Source organism: Microbacterium sp., assembly GCF_049650565.1.
GTDB lineage: Bacteria > Actinomycetota > Actinomycetes > Actinomycetales > Microbacteriaceae > Microbacterium.
Window position 1 is genome coordinate 15,177 of the sequence record NZ_JBASAK010000080.1, and the last position, 19,033, is coordinate 34,209.

20 protein-coding genes are annotated in these 19,033 nt (G+C 69.2%); 5 read left to right on the forward strand and 15 right to left on the reverse strand.

What is annotated here, in order from left to right; genetic code table 11:
* Nucleotides 1–121 precede the first annotated feature (121 nt).
* Genes WA967_RS12840 through WA967_RS12860 form a run of 5 tightly spaced genes read right to left on the reverse strand, consistent with a single transcriptional unit; the run spans nt 122 to nt 4,937 of the window.
* The gene (locus WA967_RS12840) at nt 122–1,798 is read right to left on the reverse strand and encodes a ribonuclease J (RefSeq protein ID WP_424423241.1); all 1,677 of its coding nucleotides are present in this window, start codon (nt 1,796–1,798) and stop codon (nt 122–124) included.
* 58 nt (nt 1,799–1,856) lie between these two features.
* Nucleotides 1,857–2,834, reverse strand: coding sequence for a 4-hydroxy-tetrahydrodipicolinate synthase (gene dapA / locus WA967_RS12845; RefSeq protein WP_424423243.1), 978 nt, complete (start codon nt 2,832–2,834; stop codon nt 1,857–1,859).
* A 59-nt stretch (nt 2,835–2,893) separates the two neighbouring features.
* Entirely contained in the window at nt 2,894–3,655 is a 762-nt protein-coding gene (locus WA967_RS12850; protein ID WP_424423246.1) for an SDR family NAD(P)-dependent oxidoreductase, read from the reverse strand.
* Nucleotides 3,655–4,131: a dihydrofolate reductase gene (locus WA967_RS12855; protein ID WP_424423249.1), complete on the reverse strand. Its 477-nt coding sequence runs from the start codon at nt 4,129–4,131 to the stop codon at nt 3,655–3,657. The genes WA967_RS12850 and WA967_RS12855 overlap by 1 nt, the downstream gene beginning before the upstream one ends.
* Nucleotides 4,128–4,937 carry a thymidylate synthase gene (locus tag WA967_RS12860; protein WP_424423251.1) on the reverse strand — a complete coding sequence of 270 codons (810 nt, stop codon included), beginning with the start codon at nt 4,935–4,937 and terminating at the stop codon, nt 4,128–4,130. Before WA967_RS12860 ends, WA967_RS12855 begins: the two co-directional genes overlap by 4 nt.
* Before the next feature lie 96 nt (nt 4,938–5,033).
* Between WA967_RS12860 and WA967_RS12865 the strand changes: the two genes are divergently transcribed.
* The 3 genes from WA967_RS12865 to WA967_RS12875 all read left to right on the forward strand — a co-directional run bounded on the left by WA967_RS12865 (nt 5,034) and on the right by WA967_RS12875 (nt 6,450).
* Nucleotides 5,034–5,459 (forward strand): thioredoxin family protein, encoded by a 426-nt coding sequence (locus WA967_RS12865; protein ID WP_424423253.1) that lies wholly within the window; start codon nt 5,034–5,036, stop codon nt 5,457–5,459.
* Nucleotides 5,456–5,938: a DUF4395 domain-containing protein gene (locus WA967_RS12870; protein WP_424423256.1), complete on the forward strand. Its 483-nt coding sequence runs from the start codon at nt 5,456–5,458 to the stop codon at nt 5,936–5,938. The genes WA967_RS12865 and WA967_RS12870 overlap by 4 nt, the downstream gene beginning before the upstream one ends.
* An 86-nt stretch (nt 5,939–6,024) precedes the next feature.
* A complete protein-coding gene (locus WA967_RS12875; protein WP_424423258.1) occupies nt 6,025–6,450 on the forward strand; it encodes an OsmC family peroxiredoxin in 426 nt (141 codons plus the stop codon).
* A gap of 74 nt (nt 6,451–6,524) precedes the next feature.
* Here WA967_RS12875 and WA967_RS12880 read toward each other — a convergent pair whose 3' ends face one another.
* The 5 genes from WA967_RS12880 to WA967_RS12900 form a co-directional block, all read right to left on the reverse strand.
* A complete protein-coding gene (locus WA967_RS12880) occupies nt 6,525–6,968 on the reverse strand; it encodes a tetratricopeptide repeat protein (protein WP_424423261.1) in 444 nt (147 codons plus the stop codon).
* Nucleotides 6,965–7,705, reverse strand: coding sequence for a 4-hydroxy-tetrahydrodipicolinate reductase (gene dapB / locus WA967_RS12885; RefSeq protein ID WP_424423262.1), 741 nt, complete (start codon nt 7,703–7,705; stop codon nt 6,965–6,967). The genes WA967_RS12880 and dapB overlap by 4 nt, the downstream gene beginning before the upstream one ends.
* A gap of 52 nt (nt 7,706–7,757) precedes the next feature.
* Nucleotides 7,758–8,360, reverse strand: a complete 603-nt coding sequence (locus tag WA967_RS12890; protein WP_424423264.1) for a histidine phosphatase family protein — start codon at nt 8,358–8,360, stop codon at nt 7,758–7,760.
* A gap of 85 nt (nt 8,361–8,445) precedes the next feature.
* A complete protein-coding gene (locus tag WA967_RS12895) occupies nt 8,446–9,474 on the reverse strand; it encodes an aldo/keto reductase (RefSeq protein ID WP_424423267.1) in 1,029 nt (342 codons plus the stop codon).
* 212 nt (nt 9,475–9,686) lie between these two features.
* Entirely contained in the window at nt 9,687–11,960 is a 2,274-nt protein-coding gene (locus tag WA967_RS12900) for a polyribonucleotide nucleotidyltransferase (RefSeq protein ID WP_424423269.1), read from the reverse strand.
* 151 nt (nt 11,961–12,111) lie between these two features.
* On the opposite strand from WA967_RS12900, the gene WA967_RS12905 reads away from it, so the two are divergent.
* Nucleotides 12,112–12,285 carry a DUF5302 domain-containing protein gene (locus tag WA967_RS12905; RefSeq protein ID WP_298861689.1) on the forward strand — a complete coding sequence of 58 codons (174 nt, stop codon included), beginning with the start codon at nt 12,112–12,114 and terminating at the stop codon, nt 12,283–12,285.
* Nucleotides 12,286–12,354: 69 nt separating this feature from the next.
* Here the strand turns inward: WA967_RS12905 and WA967_RS12910 are convergent, their stop codons facing one another.
* Together WA967_RS12910 and WA967_RS12915 are read right to left on the reverse strand one after the other, a co-directional pair.
* Complete coding sequence (locus WA967_RS12910) at nt 12,355–12,999, reverse strand: FMN reductase (protein ID WP_424423272.1); 645 nt, start codon at nt 12,997–12,999, stop codon at nt 12,355–12,357.
* 2 nt (nt 13,000–13,001) lie between these two features.
* Nucleotides 13,002–14,222, reverse strand: coding sequence for an LLM class flavin-dependent oxidoreductase (locus tag WA967_RS12915; RefSeq protein WP_424423353.1), 1,221 nt, complete (start codon nt 14,220–14,222; stop codon nt 13,002–13,004).
* 153 nt (nt 14,223–14,375) lie between these two features.
* Here WA967_RS12915 and WA967_RS12920 point away from each other — a divergent pair, with 153 nt between their 5' ends.
* Nucleotides 14,376–15,509, forward strand: a complete 1,134-nt coding sequence (locus WA967_RS12920; protein WP_424423275.1) for an acyltransferase family protein — start codon at nt 14,376–14,378, stop codon at nt 15,507–15,509.
* A 6-nt stretch (nt 15,510–15,515) separates the two neighbouring features.
* Here the strand turns inward: WA967_RS12920 and efeB are convergent, their stop codons facing one another.
* Genes efeB through efeU form a run of 3 tightly spaced genes read right to left on the reverse strand, consistent with a single transcriptional unit; the run spans nt 15,516 to nt 18,958 of the window.
* Nucleotides 15,516–16,769 (reverse strand): iron uptake transporter deferrochelatase/peroxidase subunit, encoded by a 1,254-nt coding sequence (efeB, locus tag WA967_RS12925; protein ID WP_424423278.1) that lies wholly within the window; start codon nt 16,767–16,769, stop codon nt 15,516–15,518.
* Between the two features lie 12 nt (nt 16,770–16,781).
* Nucleotides 16,782–18,014 (reverse strand): iron uptake system protein EfeO, encoded by a 1,233-nt coding sequence (efeO, locus tag WA967_RS12930; protein ID WP_424423280.1) that lies wholly within the window; start codon nt 18,012–18,014, stop codon nt 16,782–16,784.
* The gene (gene efeU, locus WA967_RS12935) at nt 18,011–18,958 is read right to left on the reverse strand and encodes an iron uptake transporter permease EfeU (RefSeq protein ID WP_424423356.1); all 948 of its coding nucleotides are present in this window, start codon (nt 18,956–18,958) and stop codon (nt 18,011–18,013) included. Before efeU ends, efeO begins: the two co-directional genes overlap by 4 nt.
* Between the last annotated feature and the right edge of the window lie 75 nt (nt 18,959–19,033).

Genomic DNA, 19,033 nt, shown 5'->3' on the forward strand with positions numbered 1-19,033 from the left:
TTCCGCGCGGTTCACTTCGACTCGCCGGCGCCCACTCAGTACAGGCGACGGGCTCAGCGACCCAGCAGCACGCAGAAGGGCCCGCCGGCCATCAGGCCGACGGGCCTCCAGCGGTCGTCGCTCAGGCCTCGATGACCAGCGGGACGATCATCGGGCGACGACGCAGCTTCTGGTTGACCCAGCGGCCGATCGTGCGGCGCACGATCTGCGAGAGGGCGTGATTGTCGCGCACGCCGTTGCCGGCGGCCTCCTTGAGCGCGGCGACGATCTTCGGGGTGACGTCGTCGAAGACGCTGTCGTCCTCTGCGACGCCGCGGGCGTGGATCTCCGGGCCGGAGATGATGCGCCCGGTGGCGGAGTCGACCACGACGATGACGGACACGAAGCCCTCCTCGCCGAGGATGCGACGGTCCTTCAGATCGGCATCCGTCACGCCGCCGACGGAGGAGCCGTCGACGTACACGAAACCGATGTCGAGCTGACCGACCACAGTCGCCCTGCCGTCCTTCAGGTCGACCACGGTGCCGTTGGAGCCGATGATCGTGTTCTCCTCCGGGATGCCGGTGCTCTGGGCCAGCCGCGCGTTGGCGAACAGGTGGCGGTACTCGCCGTGCACGGGCAGCACGTTCTTGGGCGTGAGGATGTTGTAGCAGTACAGCAGCTCGCCGGCGGCGGCGTGGCCGGAGACGTGCACCTTGGCGTTGGCCTTGTGCACGACATGCGCGCCGAGCTTGGTCAGTCCGTCGATCACGCGATAGACGGCGTTCTCGTTGCCGGGGATGAGGCTGGAGGCCAGGATGACGGTGTCGCCGGGGCCCGGCTCGATGGCGTGGTCGAGGTTGGCCATGCGGCTGAGCACGGCCATCGGCTCGCCCTGCGAGCCCGTGGACATGTACACGATCTGGTCGTCGGGCAGGTCGCGGGCCTTCTTGTAGTCGATGAGCACGCCGTCGGGCACGTGCAGGTAGCCCAGCTGCTCGGCGATGGTCATGTTGCGCACCATGCTGCGGCCCAGGAACGCGACCCGGCGCCCGTGGGCGGCCGCGGCGTCGATGACCTGCTGCACGCGGTGCACGTGACTGGAGAAGCTCGCCACGATCACGCGGCGCGGCGCCTTCGCGATGACCTGGTCCAGCACCGGCCCGATGGAGCGCTCGGTGGGCGTGAAGCCCGGCACGTCGGCGTTGGTGGAGTCGACGAGGAACAGGTCGACGCCCTCGTCGCCGAGGCGTGCGAACGCGCGCAGGTCGGTGATGCGTCCGTCCAGCGGCAGCTGGTCCATCTTGAAGTCGCCGGTGGCGAGAACGAGGCCCGCGGGCGTGCGGATGGCGACGGCCAGAGCATCCGGGATGGAGTGGTTGACCGCGATGAACTCGAGGTCGAACGGTCCGGTCTTCTCGCGCTGGCCCTCCTTCACCGTGAGGGTGAAGGGCTTGATGCGGTGCTCCTTGAGCTTGGCCTCCACCAGTGCGAGCGTGAGCCCGGAGCCGATCAGCGGGATGTCGTTCTTCAGGCGCAGCAGGTACGGCACCGCGCCGATGTGGTCCTCGTGGCCGTGCGTGAGCACGACGCCCACGACGTCGTCGAGCCGGTCCTTGATGGGCTCGAAGTCGGGCAGGATCAGGTCGACGCCCGGCTGGTACTCCTCGGGGAACAGAACGCCGCAGTCGACGATCAGCAGCTTCCCGTCGAATTCGTAGACGGTCATGTTGCGGCCGACCTCGCCGAGCCCGCCCAGCGGGAACACGCGGAGCGTACCCTTGGCGAGCGGTGCGGGGGCGGAAATGGGGATGGACATTCAGTCTCCTAGGCCGGACACCCCGTGCCCGACAGTGCAGTTCAGCGCAGTCGTGCGCTCATCGTGTGGTGCCTGGCACCTTCGGCAGTGCGCCGCCGGCGGCCGCGTTGCGGTCGGGGCGGAAGTTCGAGAAATCAGCGCCGGGGACGTCGTGGACCAGTGACAGCTCATCCTCGATGATCGCCGCCTCCCACTCCTCCGGGCCCACCAGCGGCAGCCGCACGCGCGGGCTGCCGATCCGGCCGAGGCCGTGCAGGATGTACTTGGTCGAGACGGTGCCCGGGATGTGCGTCATGACCGCGCGCACCAGCGGCTCCAGGCGCTGGTGCTCGGCGGTGGCCGCGGCGAGGTCGCCGCGGTTCACGGCGTCGACGATGGTGCGGTACGGGGCCGCAGCGATGTTGGCCGTCACGCCCACCAGGCCCGTCGCGCCGATGGCCAGGTGCGGGAGCACGTTGGCGTCGTCGCCGGAGAAGTACATCAGGTCCGTCTGGTTCAGCACCCGGCTGACCTCGCTGAACTTCCCCTTCGCGTCCTTGACGGCGAGGATGTTCGGGTGCTTGGCCAGGCGCAGCATGGTCTCGTACTCGATCGGCACGCCGGTGCGGCCGGGGATGTCGTAGAGCATCATCGGCAGGTCCGTGGCATCCGCCACCATGCGGAAGTGGGTGAGGATGCCGGCCTGCGTCGGCTTGTTGTAGTACGGCGTGACGACGAGGATGGCGTCGGCGCCGGCCTTGGCGCTGTCACGGTACAGCTGGATGGCGTGCGCGGTCTCGTTGGACCCGCCGCCGGTGATGATCTTGGCCCGCCCTGCGGCGACGTCCTTGCCGACCTCGACCAGGCGGATCTTCTCCGGGTCGGTCAGCGTGGAGGTCTCGCCGGTGGTTCCGGTGACCAGGATGCCGTCGACGCCCGCGGTGATCACGTCGTCCATGTGCTTCTCGACGGCAGGCCAGTCGACCTCGCCGTCGGCGGTCATCGGAGTGACCAGCGCGACGATGACCTGCCCGAAGGGGTTGTCCGTGTGCGTCATGGCATCCAGATTATCCCGTTGAGGGCGCCGTGATGAGCCGGTGACCGCGAGAATCCGTCTCAGACCCGTCCACGGCGGGCCACGCCCGCCGTGAGAGAGCCCGGCAGCACGCGCGTGAGAGCGACGATGACCTTGTACCGCAGCGACGGGATCGACACCGCCTTCCCGCGCGCGGCGTCCCGCAGCCCCTCGCGCACGACCAGCGGGGCGTCCAGCCACATCAGCGCGGGGACGCCCTCGCGCCCGGGTTCCAGCCCCATCCGGGAGTGGAAAGCGGTGTGCGTGAAACCGGGGCACACGGCGGTGACGGTCACTCCATCCCGGGAGTACTCGCTGTTCGCCCAGCGGCTGAAGCCGATCAGCCAGCCCTTGCAGGCCGAGTACGTCGAGCGCGAGATGAAACCGGCGACGGACGCCACGTTGACGATGCGCCCGCCCCGTCCGCGCATCGAGCGGATGCCGGCGTGCATGAGCCGCATGGACGCCTCCACGTGCACGCGGAGATGACGCACCTCGTCATCAATGTCGTTGTCGGCGAACTGCAGCGGCAGTCCGAATCCGGCGTTGTTCACCAGCATGTCGATCGGATGCCCGGCATCCGAGACGCGTTCGGCGACGCGGGCGACCTCGGCCTCGACCGACAGGTCGGCGGTGAGCACCTCGACGGCCACGCCGTGCCGCGTGCGCAGCTCCGCGGCGAGGGTCTCCAGGGCCTCCGCACCACGGGCGACCAGCACGAGGTCGGCGCCCTTCGCCGCCAGCTGACGGGCGAATTCGGCGCCCAGTCCGGCGCTTGCTCCAGTGATCAGTGCGGTGGGCATCAGCGCTGGTATCCCAGGAACCGGAAGCGGATGCCGGTGCGGGAGAGCTGCCAGTCCCCCTCGTCGACCAGGTGCCAGCCCGCCCGCGACGGAGCGAAGGCGTCGCCGTCATCGACCTCCAGGTCGAGCTCGGTGACCTCGAGCCGATCGGCGCGATCGATCACCTCGCCGAAGATCTGAGAACCGCCGATCACCCAGCCGTCGTCCAGGCCCGCCAGCGCATCCGCCACGCTCGCGGCGCGGCGCGCGCCGTCGGCGGCCCAGTCGGCCTGCCGCGTGATGACGATGTTCGCCCGGCCCGGCAGCGGGCGGAATCTCTCGGGCAGCGAGTCCCAGGTGCGCCTGCCCATGACGACCGGGGCGCCGAGGGTGATCCGCTTGAAGTGCGCGAGGTCCTCGGGCACGTGCCACGGCATCCCGCCGCCGGCGCCGATGACCCCGCCGTGCGCCTCCGCCCAGACGAGGCCGAGCGTCATACCGCGACCGCCGCGCGGATGGCCGGGTGGTGCTGATAGCCCTCGACGGAGAAGTCCTCGTAGGCGTAGTCCAGGATCGTGTCCGGCGTGCGAGCGAACGTCAGCGCCGGGTACGGGTACGGCTCGCGGGTGAGCTGCTCGCGCACCTGGTCGACGTGGTTGTCGTAGATGTGGCAGTCGCCGCCCGTCCAGACGAAGTCGCCGGGTTCGAGGCCGGTCTGCTGCGCCACCATCAGCGTCAGCAGCGCATAGGAGGCGATGTTGAACGGCACGCCCAGGAACAGGTCGGCGCTGCGCTGGTACAGCTGGCACGACAGCCTGCCGTCGGCGACGTAGAACTGGAACAGCGCGTGGCAGGGAGCCAGCGCCATGTCCGGGATGTCGGCGGGGTTCCACGCCGACACGATCAGCCGGCGGGAGTCGGGCGTGGCGCGGATCTGGTCGATCACCTGCGAGAGCTGATCGATGCGCCCGCCATCCGGAGTCGGCCACGAACGCCACTGCACGCCGTACACCGGGCCGAGGTCGCCATCGGCATCCGCCCACTCGTCCCAGATGGTGACGCCGTGCTCCTGCAGCCAGCGCACGTTGGAGTCGCCCCGCAGGAACCACAGCAGCTCGTACGCGATGGACTTGAAGTGCACGCGCTTGGTGGTGATCAGCGGGAAGCCCGCCGATAGATCGAACCGGATCTGCCGGCCGAACACGCTGGTGGTTCCGGTACCGGTGCGATCGTCCTTGTGCGTGCCGTGCTCCAGCACGTCGCGGAGCAGGTCTTCATAGGGCGTGGGGACGGCGGCGCTCATGCCTGCAACGATACCTGCGACAGCGCGACAGGGCGTGGATCGTCATGCTCCGTCACATCCGGGCCCACCCCCGGCAGGCGGACCTATCGTGGGTGCATGGCCTTCTCCTCCGCCCTGATCGCGCTGGCCGCACTGATCGCGGTCACCGTCGTGGCCGGGGCGATCTGGCGTGCCCGAGACGGCCGCCGCCGTCGCGGGTCGGATGCCGTGGATCTGACCGACCTCGGCGTCACCGTCGGCCGCGTCACGCTCGTGCAGTTCAGCACCGAGACCTGCACGCGCTGCCCGCAGGTGCGCAGGATGCTGCGCGGCATCGCCTCCGCTCATCCCGGCGTCGAGCACGTCGACGTCGACCTCACCCACCGCCCGGACCTCACCGCACGGCACCACGTTCTGAGCACCCCGACGACGTTCGTGATCAGTGCGGACGCTGTGCTCGTCGCTCGTTTCACCGGGGCTCCGCGCCGCGCCGACGTCGAGGCAGTGCTGTCCGAGCTCCCCGCCCTTCAGGAGGCATCATGACCGAGAACGCACCCGTCCGCGGCATCGACCCGCGCGCTCCGCGCTTCGGCGCCTGGATCACCTCGGCGCTGCTGCTGGCAGCCACATTCCTCGGTCTGGTCGAGGTCGGCGGTTTCCGCTTCAGCGCGGCATTCTGGTTGACTCTCGTCATCGCCGCACTGTTCCTGTGGGGTGTGCTCTCTCCCTCGACCGCGCCGTGGGGCGTGCTGTTCCGCAGGGTCGTGCGCCCGCGCCTGGATCCTCCGGCCGAGCTGGAGGACCCGCGTCCGCCGCGGTTCGCGCAGGGAGTCGGCCTGTTCGTCGTCGCCGCGGGGCTGATCCTGCACCTGGTCGGCGTGCCGCTGGCGCTTCCCATCGCCACGGCCATGGCGTTCATCGCCGCCTTCCTGAACGCCGCCTTCGGCTTCTGCCTGGGCTGCCAGCTGTACCTGCTGCTGCAGCGCGCCGGCCTGGTCGGCCGCGCCGCTCCGGCATCCTGAGCACAGTACCGGAGGACCTTCCGCGTGGGTAGGCTTGCGGAGCGACGCGAACCCGCGCCCCGCAGAAAGCCACCTCTGGAGGAACCATGGCCATCACCAGCGAAGCCGCCGCCACCTGGACCGGATCACTGATGGAAGGCTCGGGCACCGTCGCGTTCTCGAGCTCCAACCTGGGCACCTTCCCCATCGACTGGAAGGCGCGCAGCGAGGGCTCCGACACCACCACGACGCCCGAGGAGATGATCGCCGCCGCGCACGCCTCGTGCTTCAGCATGGCGCTGTCGCACGCGCTGGCCGAGAACGGCACTCCGCCGGAGCGCGTCAACGCCTCGGCATCCGTCACGTTCAAGCCCGGCACCGGCATCACCGGCAGTCACCTCAACGTCAACGCGACCGTGCCCGGCATCACCCCGGAGAAGTTCCAGGAGATCGCCGAGGGCGCCAAGGTCGGATGCCCGGTGTCGCAGGCCCTCGCCGGAATCGAGATCACCCTCGAAGCCAGCCTGGCCTGATCCGGCCCCGCTACATGACGCGAAGCGTCCCGATTCCCGCGAATCCGGGGCGCTTCGCGCGACGGAGAAGGGTTCTAGGGACGCACGCGGGCGAGACGGATGGCCTGGCGGATGCTGACCCTGGCGTCCTTGCGCCGCCCTGCTGCGTCCTGTACGACACCCAGCCGATAGCGTGCGCGCCAGTCGTCGACGTCCGCCTGCGCGGCGGTCGTGTACTGCTCGATCATCGGCTCCACGTCCTCGCGGCGCAGTCGCCCGCTGGGCGTGAGCTGTGCGGGAGCCTCCGGCATGCCGCCCTCGCCGTCCAGCTGTCTTCCCAGCCGGTCGGCCGCGTACCCGAACGCCAGTTCGCGGATCATCGCCCACGCGCCGATCGGCGCGATCACGATGAGCGCCACGCCCATCCCGATCGACACTCCGGTGCCGCCGCGGAGGAACAGCACGGCGAACCACACGGCGACGACGATGTACAGCAGCAGTGCGGCGCCCATCACGGCGACGCCGATGCGCGAGGTCACGAGCGCACGCCGAGATCGATGACGTTCTCCAGGCCGACGACCAGTTCGTGCGTGTCCCGGGCGAAGGGCAGCGCCAGGCGGATGCCGGGCGCATAGGCCGCCGCGGAGTCGACGGTGTCGTGCACGATCGTGAGCGTCTCGCCCGCACCGGACAGGATGGCCTCCTGCCGGGCGATCACGCCGGGGCGGCGCAGCGAGTGCACGGGGATGCCCGACACCTGCTGACCCCGAGCCCGCTGATCGACGTGCGGCGCGTGGAACGGTCCCTCGGCCTCGCGGGCGTCGGCCATCAGCTCGGCCGTGCGCACCGCGGTGCCGCTGGGCGAGTCGATCTTCGTGTCGCGATGCGTCTCGACGATCTCCGCGAACGGGAAGAACCGGGCGGCGGTGGCCGCCAGTGCCGTGCCCAATGCGGAGCCGATGGAGAAGTTGGGGATGAACACCACTCCGGTGCCCGCCGATGCCTGCAGCGGGCGCACCAGCGAGATGCGCTCCTGCGACCAGCCGGACGTGCCGATGAGGATGTTGATACCGCGCTCCAGCGCGACGCGCACGACCTCCACGCTGACTGCCGGCGTGGAGGCGTCCACGATCAGATCCGCGCCGTCGAGTTCGCCGAGGCCGCTGGCCGAGCCGAGCACATTGCGCACCTCGAACCCGTCGAGGTCATCGATCACACCATGGATGATGCGGCCGAGCTTGCCTGTTCCGCCGACGAGGGCCACCTGAGTCGTCATGCATCCAGTCTAGATTCGCCGACGCCGGGGCCAGGCCGCATGACGGCGCCGTTCACACCGAGGCGTAATCGGGAAGCCCGGTGCGAAGCTCCATGGGCAGATGGCCGAGATCGTTGTGACTGAGCAGCGACCACGGTCGGCCCTGCTTCTGCGCGATCACGGTCAGCCCGCAGTGCGCCTGGTTCAGCGTCATCCAGCGCCAGTCCGGTGCACCCAGCACCTCGCGCACGAACCAGGAGATGACGAAGTTGTGCGTGATGAGCACCTCATGCACCTCACCGTGACGACGCCGCAGGAACTCCCCTGTGGCATCCGCCATCTGCGCTCGCCCGGCCTCGATCTCCGCGTCGCTGACGGAGCCGAAGAACGGTTCGTACGCGGCGGGCGTGTCTTCGGTCATGCCCGTCGGCACGCAGTCGAACAGCAGGGCCGATGGCTGCGGATCCACCGACGGAAGGCGCTCCGCGATCGCACGCGCCGTCTCGGTCGCGCGCAGCAACGGCGAGTGCCAGACGGCGTCCAGCGGAAGGCCGGACAGCCGGTCCGCGATGTGCTCGGCCTGACGCTGTCCTCGTGGTGAGAGGGGTCCGTCATCGATGCCGTGCTCGGCATCCTGATGTTCACCATGTCTGACCAGATATATGTAGTGCGTCACAACCCTGCTCGCTTCATGCCGCGGCACCGCGACGCCTCCAGCTTAGGACACCCTGCCGACGTCACGTCCAACGGATGCCGTGTGCTCAGGCGCCTGCGCGGCTCAATTCGGCGAGCTGGGTGCGACTGAGCGTGATTCCCGCCCCCTGCATCAACTCCTCCACATGCGCCTCGGCGAAGGCGTTCACGATGGGCGCGACGATCGTGCGCTGCGCGAGCAGCCACCCGATGGACACGGCCGCGACGGGCACCGCGAGCTCCGCGGCGACGAGGTCCAGCGCGCGCAGCACGCGGATGCCGCGGCGGTTGAGCTGGCTCCGCAGCTGCTGGCCGCGCACGCCCGCGACGGCCGCTCTGCTGCGGTGCCGGCCGGACAGGAACCCGTGCTCCAGGGCATGGGAGGGCGTCACGGCGAGGCTCTGCGCGTCGGCGACGAGACGCAGGTCGCCCTCGAATCCCTGGCGCCGCACGAGGTTGTACGGCTCGTCGAGCACGTCCAGGCGCGGGTAGCCTGCGGATGCCAGGATGCGGGCCTCGACCAGCCGCTCCGGTGCGAAGCGGAAGCCGCCCACGGCTGAGATCTTGCCGGCGTCCCGCAGCCACTCCACGGTGGCCAGCGTGTCCTCCAGGTTGGTCGCGTCGTCATCCAGGGACGCATCCAGGTACAGCACGTCGATCCGGTCGGCGCCCAGTCTGGTCAGCGAGCCCTCCACGGCGCGCACGAGGTTGACCGATCCGAGACCGGGGTTGTCGGCGTGCGACCCCACTCGCACGCTCAGCACGACCCGATCGCGGGTGCCGCGGGATCGCAGCCACTGGCCGATGATGTGCTCGCTGCGGCCGCCGGAGAAGCCGTCCGCGGTGTGGATCGCGTTGCCTCCGTATTCCAGGTAGCGATCCAGCAGCGCGTGGCTCGTGGGCAGGTCGACGTTCCAGCCGAACTCGGCTGCGCCCAGCATGAGCGGGAACACCGAGAAGCCGGTCTCGCCCAGCGGCACGCGGATGCTCTCCCCCACACCGGGTCCGATCACGGGGATCGGGGCGGACGGATGCTCGTCGAGGGCAACCTCAGGGCGCGGCTTCCGTTCGGCCGTGCCGTTGGAGAAGAGCCTCATTCCTCACCCCCGTGAGAATCCTGCGATCACGCACCCCGTGCGTACTGACAGGCTAAGCGACGCCGCACACGGTATCGGCCGTGACCGGGGCGTGCGTCACAACTTCTCGTAACGATCCGGTCACGTCCAATGCGAAAGGGCCCGGTGGCATGCGATCTCGCATGCCACCGGGCCCTGTCGGCCGGATGCCGGGTCACCGGCATCCGCTCGGATCACGCCTCGGCAGGCTCCGCGGCCTTCTCGGCCTCGGCCGGGGTCTCCTCGAGCACCGGCTCGAGGGACAGCTTGCCGCGGTCGTCGATCTTCGTGATGCGCACCAGCAGCTTCTGGCCGACCGAGAGCACGTCTCCGACGTCCTCCACGCGCTTGCCACCGGCGAGCTTGCGCACCTCGGTGACGTGCAGCAGGCCGTCCTTGCCGGGCAGCAGCGAGATGAAGGCGCCGAAGCTGGCGATCTTCACGATGGTGCCCAGGAACTGCTCGCCGACCTCCGGGTTGGTGGGGTTGGCGATGGCGTTGACCTGCGCACGTGCGGCCTCGGCCGACGGGCCGTCGACGGCGCCGATGTAGACGGTGCCGTCCTCCTCGATGGAGATCTGCGCGCCGGTCTCGTCCTGGATGGCGTTGATCGTCTTGCCCTTGGGCCCGATCAGTTCGCCGATCTTGTCGACCGGGATCTGCACGCTGATGACGCGCGGCGCGGTGGGCGCCATCTCGTCGGGCGTGTCGATCGCGGCGTTCAGCACGCCGAGGATCGTCAGGCGCGCGTCGCGGGCCTGCGTCAGGGCGCCGGCCAGCACGGACGACGGGATGCCGTCGAGCTTGGTGTCCAGCTGAATGGCCGTGACGAACTCGCTGGTGCCCGCGACCTTGAAGTCCATGTCGCCCAACGCGTCCTCAGCCCCGAGGATGTCGGTGAGCGCCGCGTAGCGGGTCTCACCATCGACCTCGTCGGAGACCAGGCCCATGGCGATCCCGGCGACGGGCGCGCGCAGCGGCACACCGGCGTTCAGCAGCGACAGGGTCGACGCGCAGACCGAGCCCATCGACGTGGAGCCGTTGGAGCCGAGCGCCTCGGAGACCTGACGGATCGCATAGGGGAACTCCTCGCGGCTGGGCAGCACCGGCACGAGCGCGCGCTCGGCCAGGAAGCCGTGCCCGATCTCGCGACGCTTCGGCGACCCCACGCGACCGGTCTCGCCGGTGGAGTAGGGCGGGAAGTTGTAGTGGTGCATGTAGCGCTTGCTCGTGGTGGGCGAGAGCGAGTCGATCTGCTGCTCCATCTTGAGCATGTTCAGCGTGGTGACGCCCAGGATCTGGGTCTCACCGCGCTGGAAGATCGCCGAGCCGTGCACGCGCGGGATCACCTGCACCTCTGCGTCCAGCGGACGGATGTCGGCAAGACCCCGGCCGTCGATGCGGACGCCGTCGGTGAGGATGCGGCCGCGCACGATCTTCTTCGTGACGCCCTTGTACGCCGCTGAGAACTCCGACAGCGCGGACTCGGGCAGCGCACCCGCCTCGACCGCGGCGGTCAGCTCGCCCCTGACGCGCTCCTTGAGGGCGTCGTCGGCGTCCTGGCGCTCGATCTTGTCGGCGATCTGGTACACCGAGGCCAGCTCGGAGTAGGCGCGCTCGTTGACGAACGCGAACGTCTCGTCGGCGTACGGCAGGAACACCGGGTAGACGCCCGGCTCCTTGGATGCGTGCGAGGCGAGCTCGGCCTGCGCCTTGACGAGCTGGGCGATGAAGGGCTTGGCGGCCTCGAGGCCCTGCGCGACGATGTCCTCGCTGGGCTTGGTGGCGCCGGCCTTGATCAGGTTCCAGCTGTTCTCGGTGGCCTCGGCCTCGACCATCATGATCGCGACGTCCTCGGAGCCGTCCTTCTTGGTCACGATGCGACCGGCGACGACGAGGTCGAAGACGGCCTGCTCGACCTGCTCCGCGTTCGGGAACACGACCCACTGGTCGGCGTGCTCGCCGTGACCGGGGATGAAGGCCAGGCGCACGCCGGCGATGGGGCCGGAGAACGGCAGGCCGGAGATCTGCGTCGAGGCGGATGCCGCGTTGATCGCGAGGGCGTCGTAGTACTCCCCCGGTGCGATCGACAGCACGGTGATGACGATCTGGACCTCGTTGCGCAGACCGGTCACGAACGACGGGCGCAGCGGGCGGTCGATCAGGCGGCAGACCAGGATCGCGTCCGTAGAAGGACGGCCCTCGCGGCGGAAGAACGAACCGGGGATCTTGCCGGCGGCGTACGAGCGCTCCTCGACGTCGACGGTCAGCGGGAAGAAGTCGAACCCCTCGCGCGGGTGCTTGCCCGCGCTGGTGGCCGACAGGAGCATGGTCTCATCGTCCAGGTAGGCGGCGACAGAGCCCTGTGCCTGCTGGGCGAGGCGTCCGGTCTCGAACCGGACGGTGCGGGTGCCGAACCGGCCGTTGTCGAGAACGGCCTCGGTTGCGGTGATTTCAGGACCTTCCAAGAGGTCTCTCCTTCTTTGTTTAGGCTCGCACACCCGTGTGGCGCGCGAGTTCGTGCAGATGCCACAGGCATCCTCTTCCAGCCTATCAGCGCGGATCCGGCCGTCTGAATCACCCTCGGCAGCGGGCGACGATGCAGCTAGGCTGACGGACATGAGCGATGACAAGGCAGTCTCCCCCGAGGAGATGAAGCGCAAGTTCAAGGAGGCGCTCGAGCGGAAGAACTCGCAGAACCGGAGCGGGCAGTCGCACCTCGACGGCGATTCGGCCGTGCATGCGACTCACGCCCCGCAGATGAAGCGGGAGTTCCGCCGCAAGAGCGGCTGAGACCACGATCCACGAGAAGGCGGGCCCGTCGTGCATGCGCATGGCGGGCCCGCCTTCGTCGTGAAGGTCCTACTCGCCTGCCAGACCGCCGAGCAGGTGACCGAAGGACTTGCCCTTGCCGAGGTAGCTGTCCGGATCGAACGGGTCTTCGCCGGTAGCCGGATCACGCCGGAGGATCGCTTCGGACAGCTCCCTCGCGCCGCGCTCGACGCGCGAGCTCAGCGGAGCCACCTCGTCGGCGGCGTCGCCCCAGTCGCTGGAGGCGGCGAACACCCCTGTGGAGACGGGCTCGGCATGCAGGTAGGTGAACAGCGGCCGGATGGCATAGTCGATGGCCAGCGAGTGGCGCGCGGTCCCCGCGTTCGCGCCGATCAGCACCGGCTTGCCGCTCAGGGCGTCCGGGTCGATCACGTCGATGAACGACTTGAACAGCCCCGCGTAGCTCGTGGAGAAGATCGGCGTGACGGCGATGAGCGCGTCGGCGGAGACCACCCGGTTGATGGCCTCCTCCAACGGGGCGGGCGCGAAACCGGTGAGCAGGTTGTTGGTGATGTCGTGCGCGAGGTCGCGCAGCTCGATCACGTCGACCTTCACCTGCACGCCGCGCTCGGCCAGCGCCTTCACGGTCTCGGCGACCATGCGATCGGCCAGCATCCGGGTGGAGGACGGGTTGGACAGGCCGGAGGAGATCACGGCGATCCGGCGCTCGGTCATCGTCAGGCCTCCTTCCGAGCCAGGCCGAACGCCGCCCCCTTCGACAGGCTCAGGGACCCACTCCCCGAGCCGCCGTCCTGGTACGGGGATCCGGCGGTGAGGTTGTCACCGCGGTTGGCGCCGGGGCGCGCCTGGCGCGTGGGCCCGTCGCCGTAGACCGCCTTGACGCGTGCGGCGTGGGTGGGGGCATCCGGAACGTTCGCCGGACGGTTCTGCGCGAGCTCGCGGCGCAGCACGGGCACGACCTCGCTGCCGAGCAGATCGATCTGCTCGAGCACCGCCTTCAGCGGCAGGCCTGCGTGATCCACGAGGAACAGCTGGCGCTGGTAGTCGCCGAAGTGGTCGCGCATGGCGGCGTAGCGGTCGATGACCTGCTGCGGCGACCCGACGGTCAACGGCGTCATCTCGGTGAAGTCCTCCATCGAGGGGCCGTGGCCGTACACCGGCGCGTTGTCGAAGTACGGCCGGAACGCGTTCACGGCGTCCTGGGAGTTCTTCGCCATGAACACCTGACCGCCCAGGCCCACGATGGCCGTCTCCGGTGCGCCGTGGCCGTAGTGGCTCCAGCGCTGGCGGTACAGCTCGATCAGGCGCTGGTAGTGCTCCTTGGGCCAGAAGATGTTGTTGGCGAAGAATCCGTCGCCGTAGTACGCGGCCTGCTCGGCGATCTCCGGAGTGCGGATGGAGCCGTGCCAGACGAAGGGCTTGACGCCGTCCAGCGGCCGGGGCGTGGCGGTGAAGCCCTGCAGCGAGGTGCGGAACTTGCCCTCCCAGTCCACGACATCCTTGGTCCACAGCTCGTTCAGCAGCGCGTAGTTCTCGATGGCCAGCGGCAGGCCCTGGCGGATGTCCTTGCCGAACCACGGGTACACCGGACCGGTGTTGCCCCGGCCCATCATGAGGTCCATGCGGCCGCCGGACAGGTGCTGCAGCATCGCGTACTCCTCGGCGATGCGCACCGGGTCGTTCGTGGTGATCAGCGTGGTGCCCGTCGAGACGATCAGGCGCTCCGTCCGCGCCACGATGTACGCGAGCAGCGTGGTCGGGCTGGAGGAGAAGAACGGCGGGTTGTGGTGCTCGCCGATGGCGAAGACGTCGAGTCCCGCCTCCTCGGCGTGCTCGGCGATGGCGACGGCGGCCTTGATCCGCTCCCCCTCGCTGGGCGTGATGCCCGTGGTCGGGTCCTGCGTGATGTCGCTGACCGACATGATGCCGAACTGCATACCGGACTTGTCGCTGTTGTGCGCGTCCATGTTCATCTCCACTCGGGATGCGGTGGCATCCGCTTCTATTCAACTGAATGTACTTGGTGAAACGCACGCGCCGCAAGGTTATTCCCTCCGGCTTCGAGAGCTCTCCGAGGGTAGCCTCGAACGATGAGCAGTGCCGATCAGCATCCGCCCGAGACCGCATCGACGGGGGTGATCCCCCGGCCACGCCGGCGCGTCCCGTTCTGGGACAACGCCCGCTTCATCTGCGTCGCTCTGGTGGTCGTCGGGCACGGCACGCAGCGGCTGATCTACGACTCCGACATCTCCTACGCGTTCTACCTGCTGATCTACGCGTTCCATATGCCGGCCTTCGCGATCATCTCCGGGTACTTCTCCAAATCCGCCAGCCCCACGCGCCGTCAGATGGCACGGGTGATCACCGACATCCTCGTGCCCTACGTGATCTTCGAGGGACTGTGGACGCTGATGAAGTGGCTCGTGGAGGGCCACGCCAACCCCAATCTCACCGAGCCGTCGTGGACGCTGTGGTTCCTGCTGGCCCTGGGCATCTTCCGGCTGGTGCTGCCGTACCTGTCGCTGCTGCGCTGGCCCCTGCTGTGGACGCTGGGCATCTCGATCGGCGTCGGCTACCTGGGCAACGTCGACAGCACGTTCTCGCTCTCGCGCACGCTGGGCCTGATGTTCTACTTCACGCTGGGGTGGTGGCTGCGCGAGCACGACATCGTGCGCAGGTTCCGGCTGATCGACTTCCGGCCCTGGTGGCTGCGGGTGTGCGCGGTGGCGGCGTTCGCGGCGTGGGGGTTCGCATGCTGGCGCTGGCTGCCGTTCTGGGACGACATCGATCTGCGGTTCTGGTTCTTCTACGACGACTCCTACGCCGATCTCACGGCGGACCAGTGGTGGGCGGGCGGCATCCGCCTGGGTCTGATGGGGCTGTCGCTGATCCTGTGCGCGTCGTTCTTCATCCTCGTCCCCCGCGGCGGGCTGTGGTGGACGACGCTGGGGCAGTACACGATGTACGTCTACCTGCTGCACTCCTTCGTGCTGTACCCGTTCCGCGAGTCCGGGGCGCTGCGCGGACTGGATCCCACGTGGTTCTGGCTGCCGCTGATCACCGTGCTGGCCGTCGCCATCGCCTTCGTGACGGCGTCCAGGCCCGTGCGGCGGCTGTTCCGTCCGCTCATCGAGCCCCGCCCGCGCTGGATGTTCACGGACCCGGCGCTGGCGTCGGGCTCCGACCACCGCAGCGACCCGACCGGGTCGCGCCGCAGCCGCTGAGCGCGCTCAGGAGAACAGCGGCTGCCCGACGTACCCGCCCTCGGCGGCGCCCGGGGGGATCGCCCAGATCCCCGAGCCGGTGTGCCTGATGTACTCGTTCAGCAGATCCGTCGACAGCTTGCGCTGCAGCGCGATGAACTGCGCGGGATCGCGCTGGTAGGCCAGGAAGAACAGCCCCGCGTCGAGCCTGCCCAGGCTGTTGTTGCCGCCGACGTAATTGAAGCCGCGGCGCAGGATGCGGGTGCCGTCGTTGGAACCGGGGTTGGCGAGCCGCACATGACTGTGCGCGTCGAGCCCGGAGAGCCTCGGCGCGGTCTGCTCGGTGCCGCCGCTGAGCGGCGCGCCCTCGCCCTTGTCGCGCCCGAAGATGCGCTCCTGCTCGCTCAGCTGCACGCGATCCCAGGTCTCGATGAGCATGGCGATCTTGCGCGCGACGAGGTACGAGCCGCCGGCCAGCCACGCCGGCCCGTCATCCTCCGCCACCCACACATGCTCGTCGAGGGCCGCGGCGTCGTCGGCGAGGATGTTGGCCGTGCCGTCCTTGAAGCCGAACAGGTTGCGCGGGGTCTGCTGGTCGGCGGTGGTGCGGGAGGTCTTGCCGAAGCCCAGCTGCGACCAGCGCAGCTTCGCACGCCCGAAGGCGATCCGACTGAGGTTGCGGATGGCGTGGACGGCCACCTGCGGGTCGTCTGCGCACACCTGGATGCACAGGTCGCCGCCAGACTGCGCAGGGTCGAGGTCCTCGCCGAGGAACGCCGGCAGGCGCCGCAGCTTGGCCGGACGCCGATCCCGGATGCCGTAGCGGTCGCCGTCCTCGTTCTCGAACAGCGTGGGCCCGAACCCGATGGTGATGCTCAGCGCGCCGGCCGGCAGCCCTAGGGCCTCTCCGGTGTCATCCGGCGGCGCCTCCGGGGGACCGCCGACGGCGCCCGTCGCGCTGACCTCGAGACCCGCCGTCATGCGCGATGCCGCGTAGGACCAGTCCTTCAACAACTCGATGAGATCGTCCCGGTCGCCGCGCGGCATCATGTCGAACGCGGCGAAGTGCAGGTGCTCCTGCACTTCGGTCGTGATGCCGGACTGGTGCGCACCGAAGAACGGGTGCACGACAGCGGCCTCGCCGTCCTGCCGCTGCGCGGCGCCGAGGGCGAATGCGCCGCCGGCCAGGGCGATCGCCGCCGCGGAACCGCCCGCGGCCAGGCCCAGCAGTCCGCGCCTGCTCAAGCCAAGATGCGGAGCGGCTCCCGCCTCTTCGGTCATCCGCGTCCCCGCTCAGGCCAAAGCGGTCGAGGTGAGCTTCGAGAGCGGCTCGGCCAGGGCGTTGATGAGATCGATGAGGCTGCGACGGTCGGCATCACCGAGGTCTGTGAACGACGCGAATCCGGCATCCAGCGAACCGTGCTCGTCGAGAGCCGCCTCGAGGTCGGCGTAACCGGTGGAGATCGACGCCACCAGCTTCTCCCCGTCGGCGTTCTTGCCGGCGACGTAGTCCTTCACCAGCTCGAAGGCCATCTTCGAGCCTTCGACGTTGGCGGCGAAGTCGTAGAGGTCGGTGTGCGACCACCAGTCCTCCTCGCCCGTGATCTTGCCGGTGGCGACCTCGTCCAGCAGCGCGACGGCGCCGTTGGAGATGCCGGCGATGCCCTGGTCGCCCAGTGCGGTGGTGAACTTCTCGGAATGCACGTAGTCGTACAGCTCCTGCACGTCGGCGATCAACCGGTCTCCGAACTCCCCGCGCTGCTGGGCATTCGAGGGCGCCCAGTCCTTCCAGGCGGAGGTCTCGTCATCGGAGTTCAGCGCATCCCTCGCGGGCACCCACAGGTCTTTCTCGAGGCGGTGGAAACCGGTCCAGTCCAGGCCGTCGGCGACGGCATCCACCTCACGGAAGTCGATACGCGGGTCCAGGTCGCCGAGGGATTCGGCCACCGGCTCGATCCGCTCGTAGTACGCGCGCGCCTGCGGGAACAGTTCACGGGCCTTCGCGTCGTCACCGGCCTGGTACGCCGCGACGAGCTCGGCGACGGCGGGCACCAGCTGCCCGACCTGATCCTTCACGAAAGCGGCGTACAGATCGACGGCCTTCTGCTTCTGCTCGGCATCCGGTCCGTCGATGGCGACCTTGGCGCCGCTCACGCTGAACGCGGCCTTCCCGACCCCGTCGCCGACCATGCCGGGCTTGCAGACCGTGAAGTAGTCGCCGGGCTGGGCGACGACCGTCATGGTTCGGGAGGCCGCGGGCGCGATGTTCTCGACCTCGCCGACGATGCGCAGGCCGTCCGAGGCCAGCAGGTAGAACTCGGTCACCTGGTCGCCGCTGTTGGTGATGTCGAACGTCAGCGGGCCGCTCTTGGCCGTCGATGCCGACACCGTGCACGCATCCGCGGTGGAGCTCACGGCGAACGACGCCGACGGGTCGGCGGCGGACTTCGCGACGCAGCCGGTGAGGGCGATGACGGATGCCGTGAGTGCCGCGAGGGCGCCGACAGTGCGGGCTGTGATGATCATGCTGCTCCAGAGGACGTCGAGGTGAACGGGGCGGTGCGCGGAGCGACCTGAGCTGCCGCGCGCCTGCGAGCGCCGCCGGAGCGGACGCCGCGGACGAAGAACGAGCCCACGACGACGAGGTACGCCGCCCAGGCGATGACCTGCAGCCAGGTCATGTGCGGCATGAATCCCACCGTCGCCTGCAGGATCGACGCCAATGCGCCGCCAGGCGCCACGACGGCGCTCGCATCGAAGGCCCAGCCGAGCGGGAAGCCCGCGGCGCCGGACAGCACGGCGCCGGTGGCGGGGTCGGTGGGCGCCAGCGCGGAGAAGGGACCGGGAAGCACGCCGGCCTCCTGCAGGTCCATCACGGCGTAGGCCAGCACGCCGGCGGCGACGATCACCAGGAAACCGCCGGTCCAGGAGAAGAATCGCCGCAGATCCAGTCGCACGGCGCCGCGTGCCAGCAGCCATCCGATCACGACGGCGATGCCGAGGCCCACCAGCGCGCCGGGCAGCGCCAGGGGCGCCCTTCCGGAGGACTGCACCATCGACCAGAGCAGCAGCGTGGTCTCGATGCCCTCACGTGCGACGGACACGAAGCCCACCGCGATCAGGGCCCACAGGCCGCCGTCGGCCAGGGCGCGGTCGATTCCGCCCTGCAGGCTGGACTTCATCGTGCGGCCGGCCTTCTGGATCCAGAAGATCATCCAGGTCACCATCACGACGGCCACCAGCGACAGCGAACCGCCGATGATCTCCTGCGCCCCCGGTGCGAGCGCGTAGGTGCCGAAGGTCAGCGCAGCGCCGGTGCCCAGCGCGAGGGCGATGGCGAGTGCGATGCCGATCCACATGCGGCCCAGCACGTCCGCGCGACCGAGGCGGCGGATGTAGGCGACCAGGATGCCGACGACGAGGGCCGCCTCGAGGCCTTCGCGCAGGCCGATGAGGAGGGCGGGGAGCATTGCTGCGAGCACGAGCGGGACTTCTCCGTGTGTCGATCAGTAGTAAGGGATGCCTTACCTAACCAACCCTAGCAG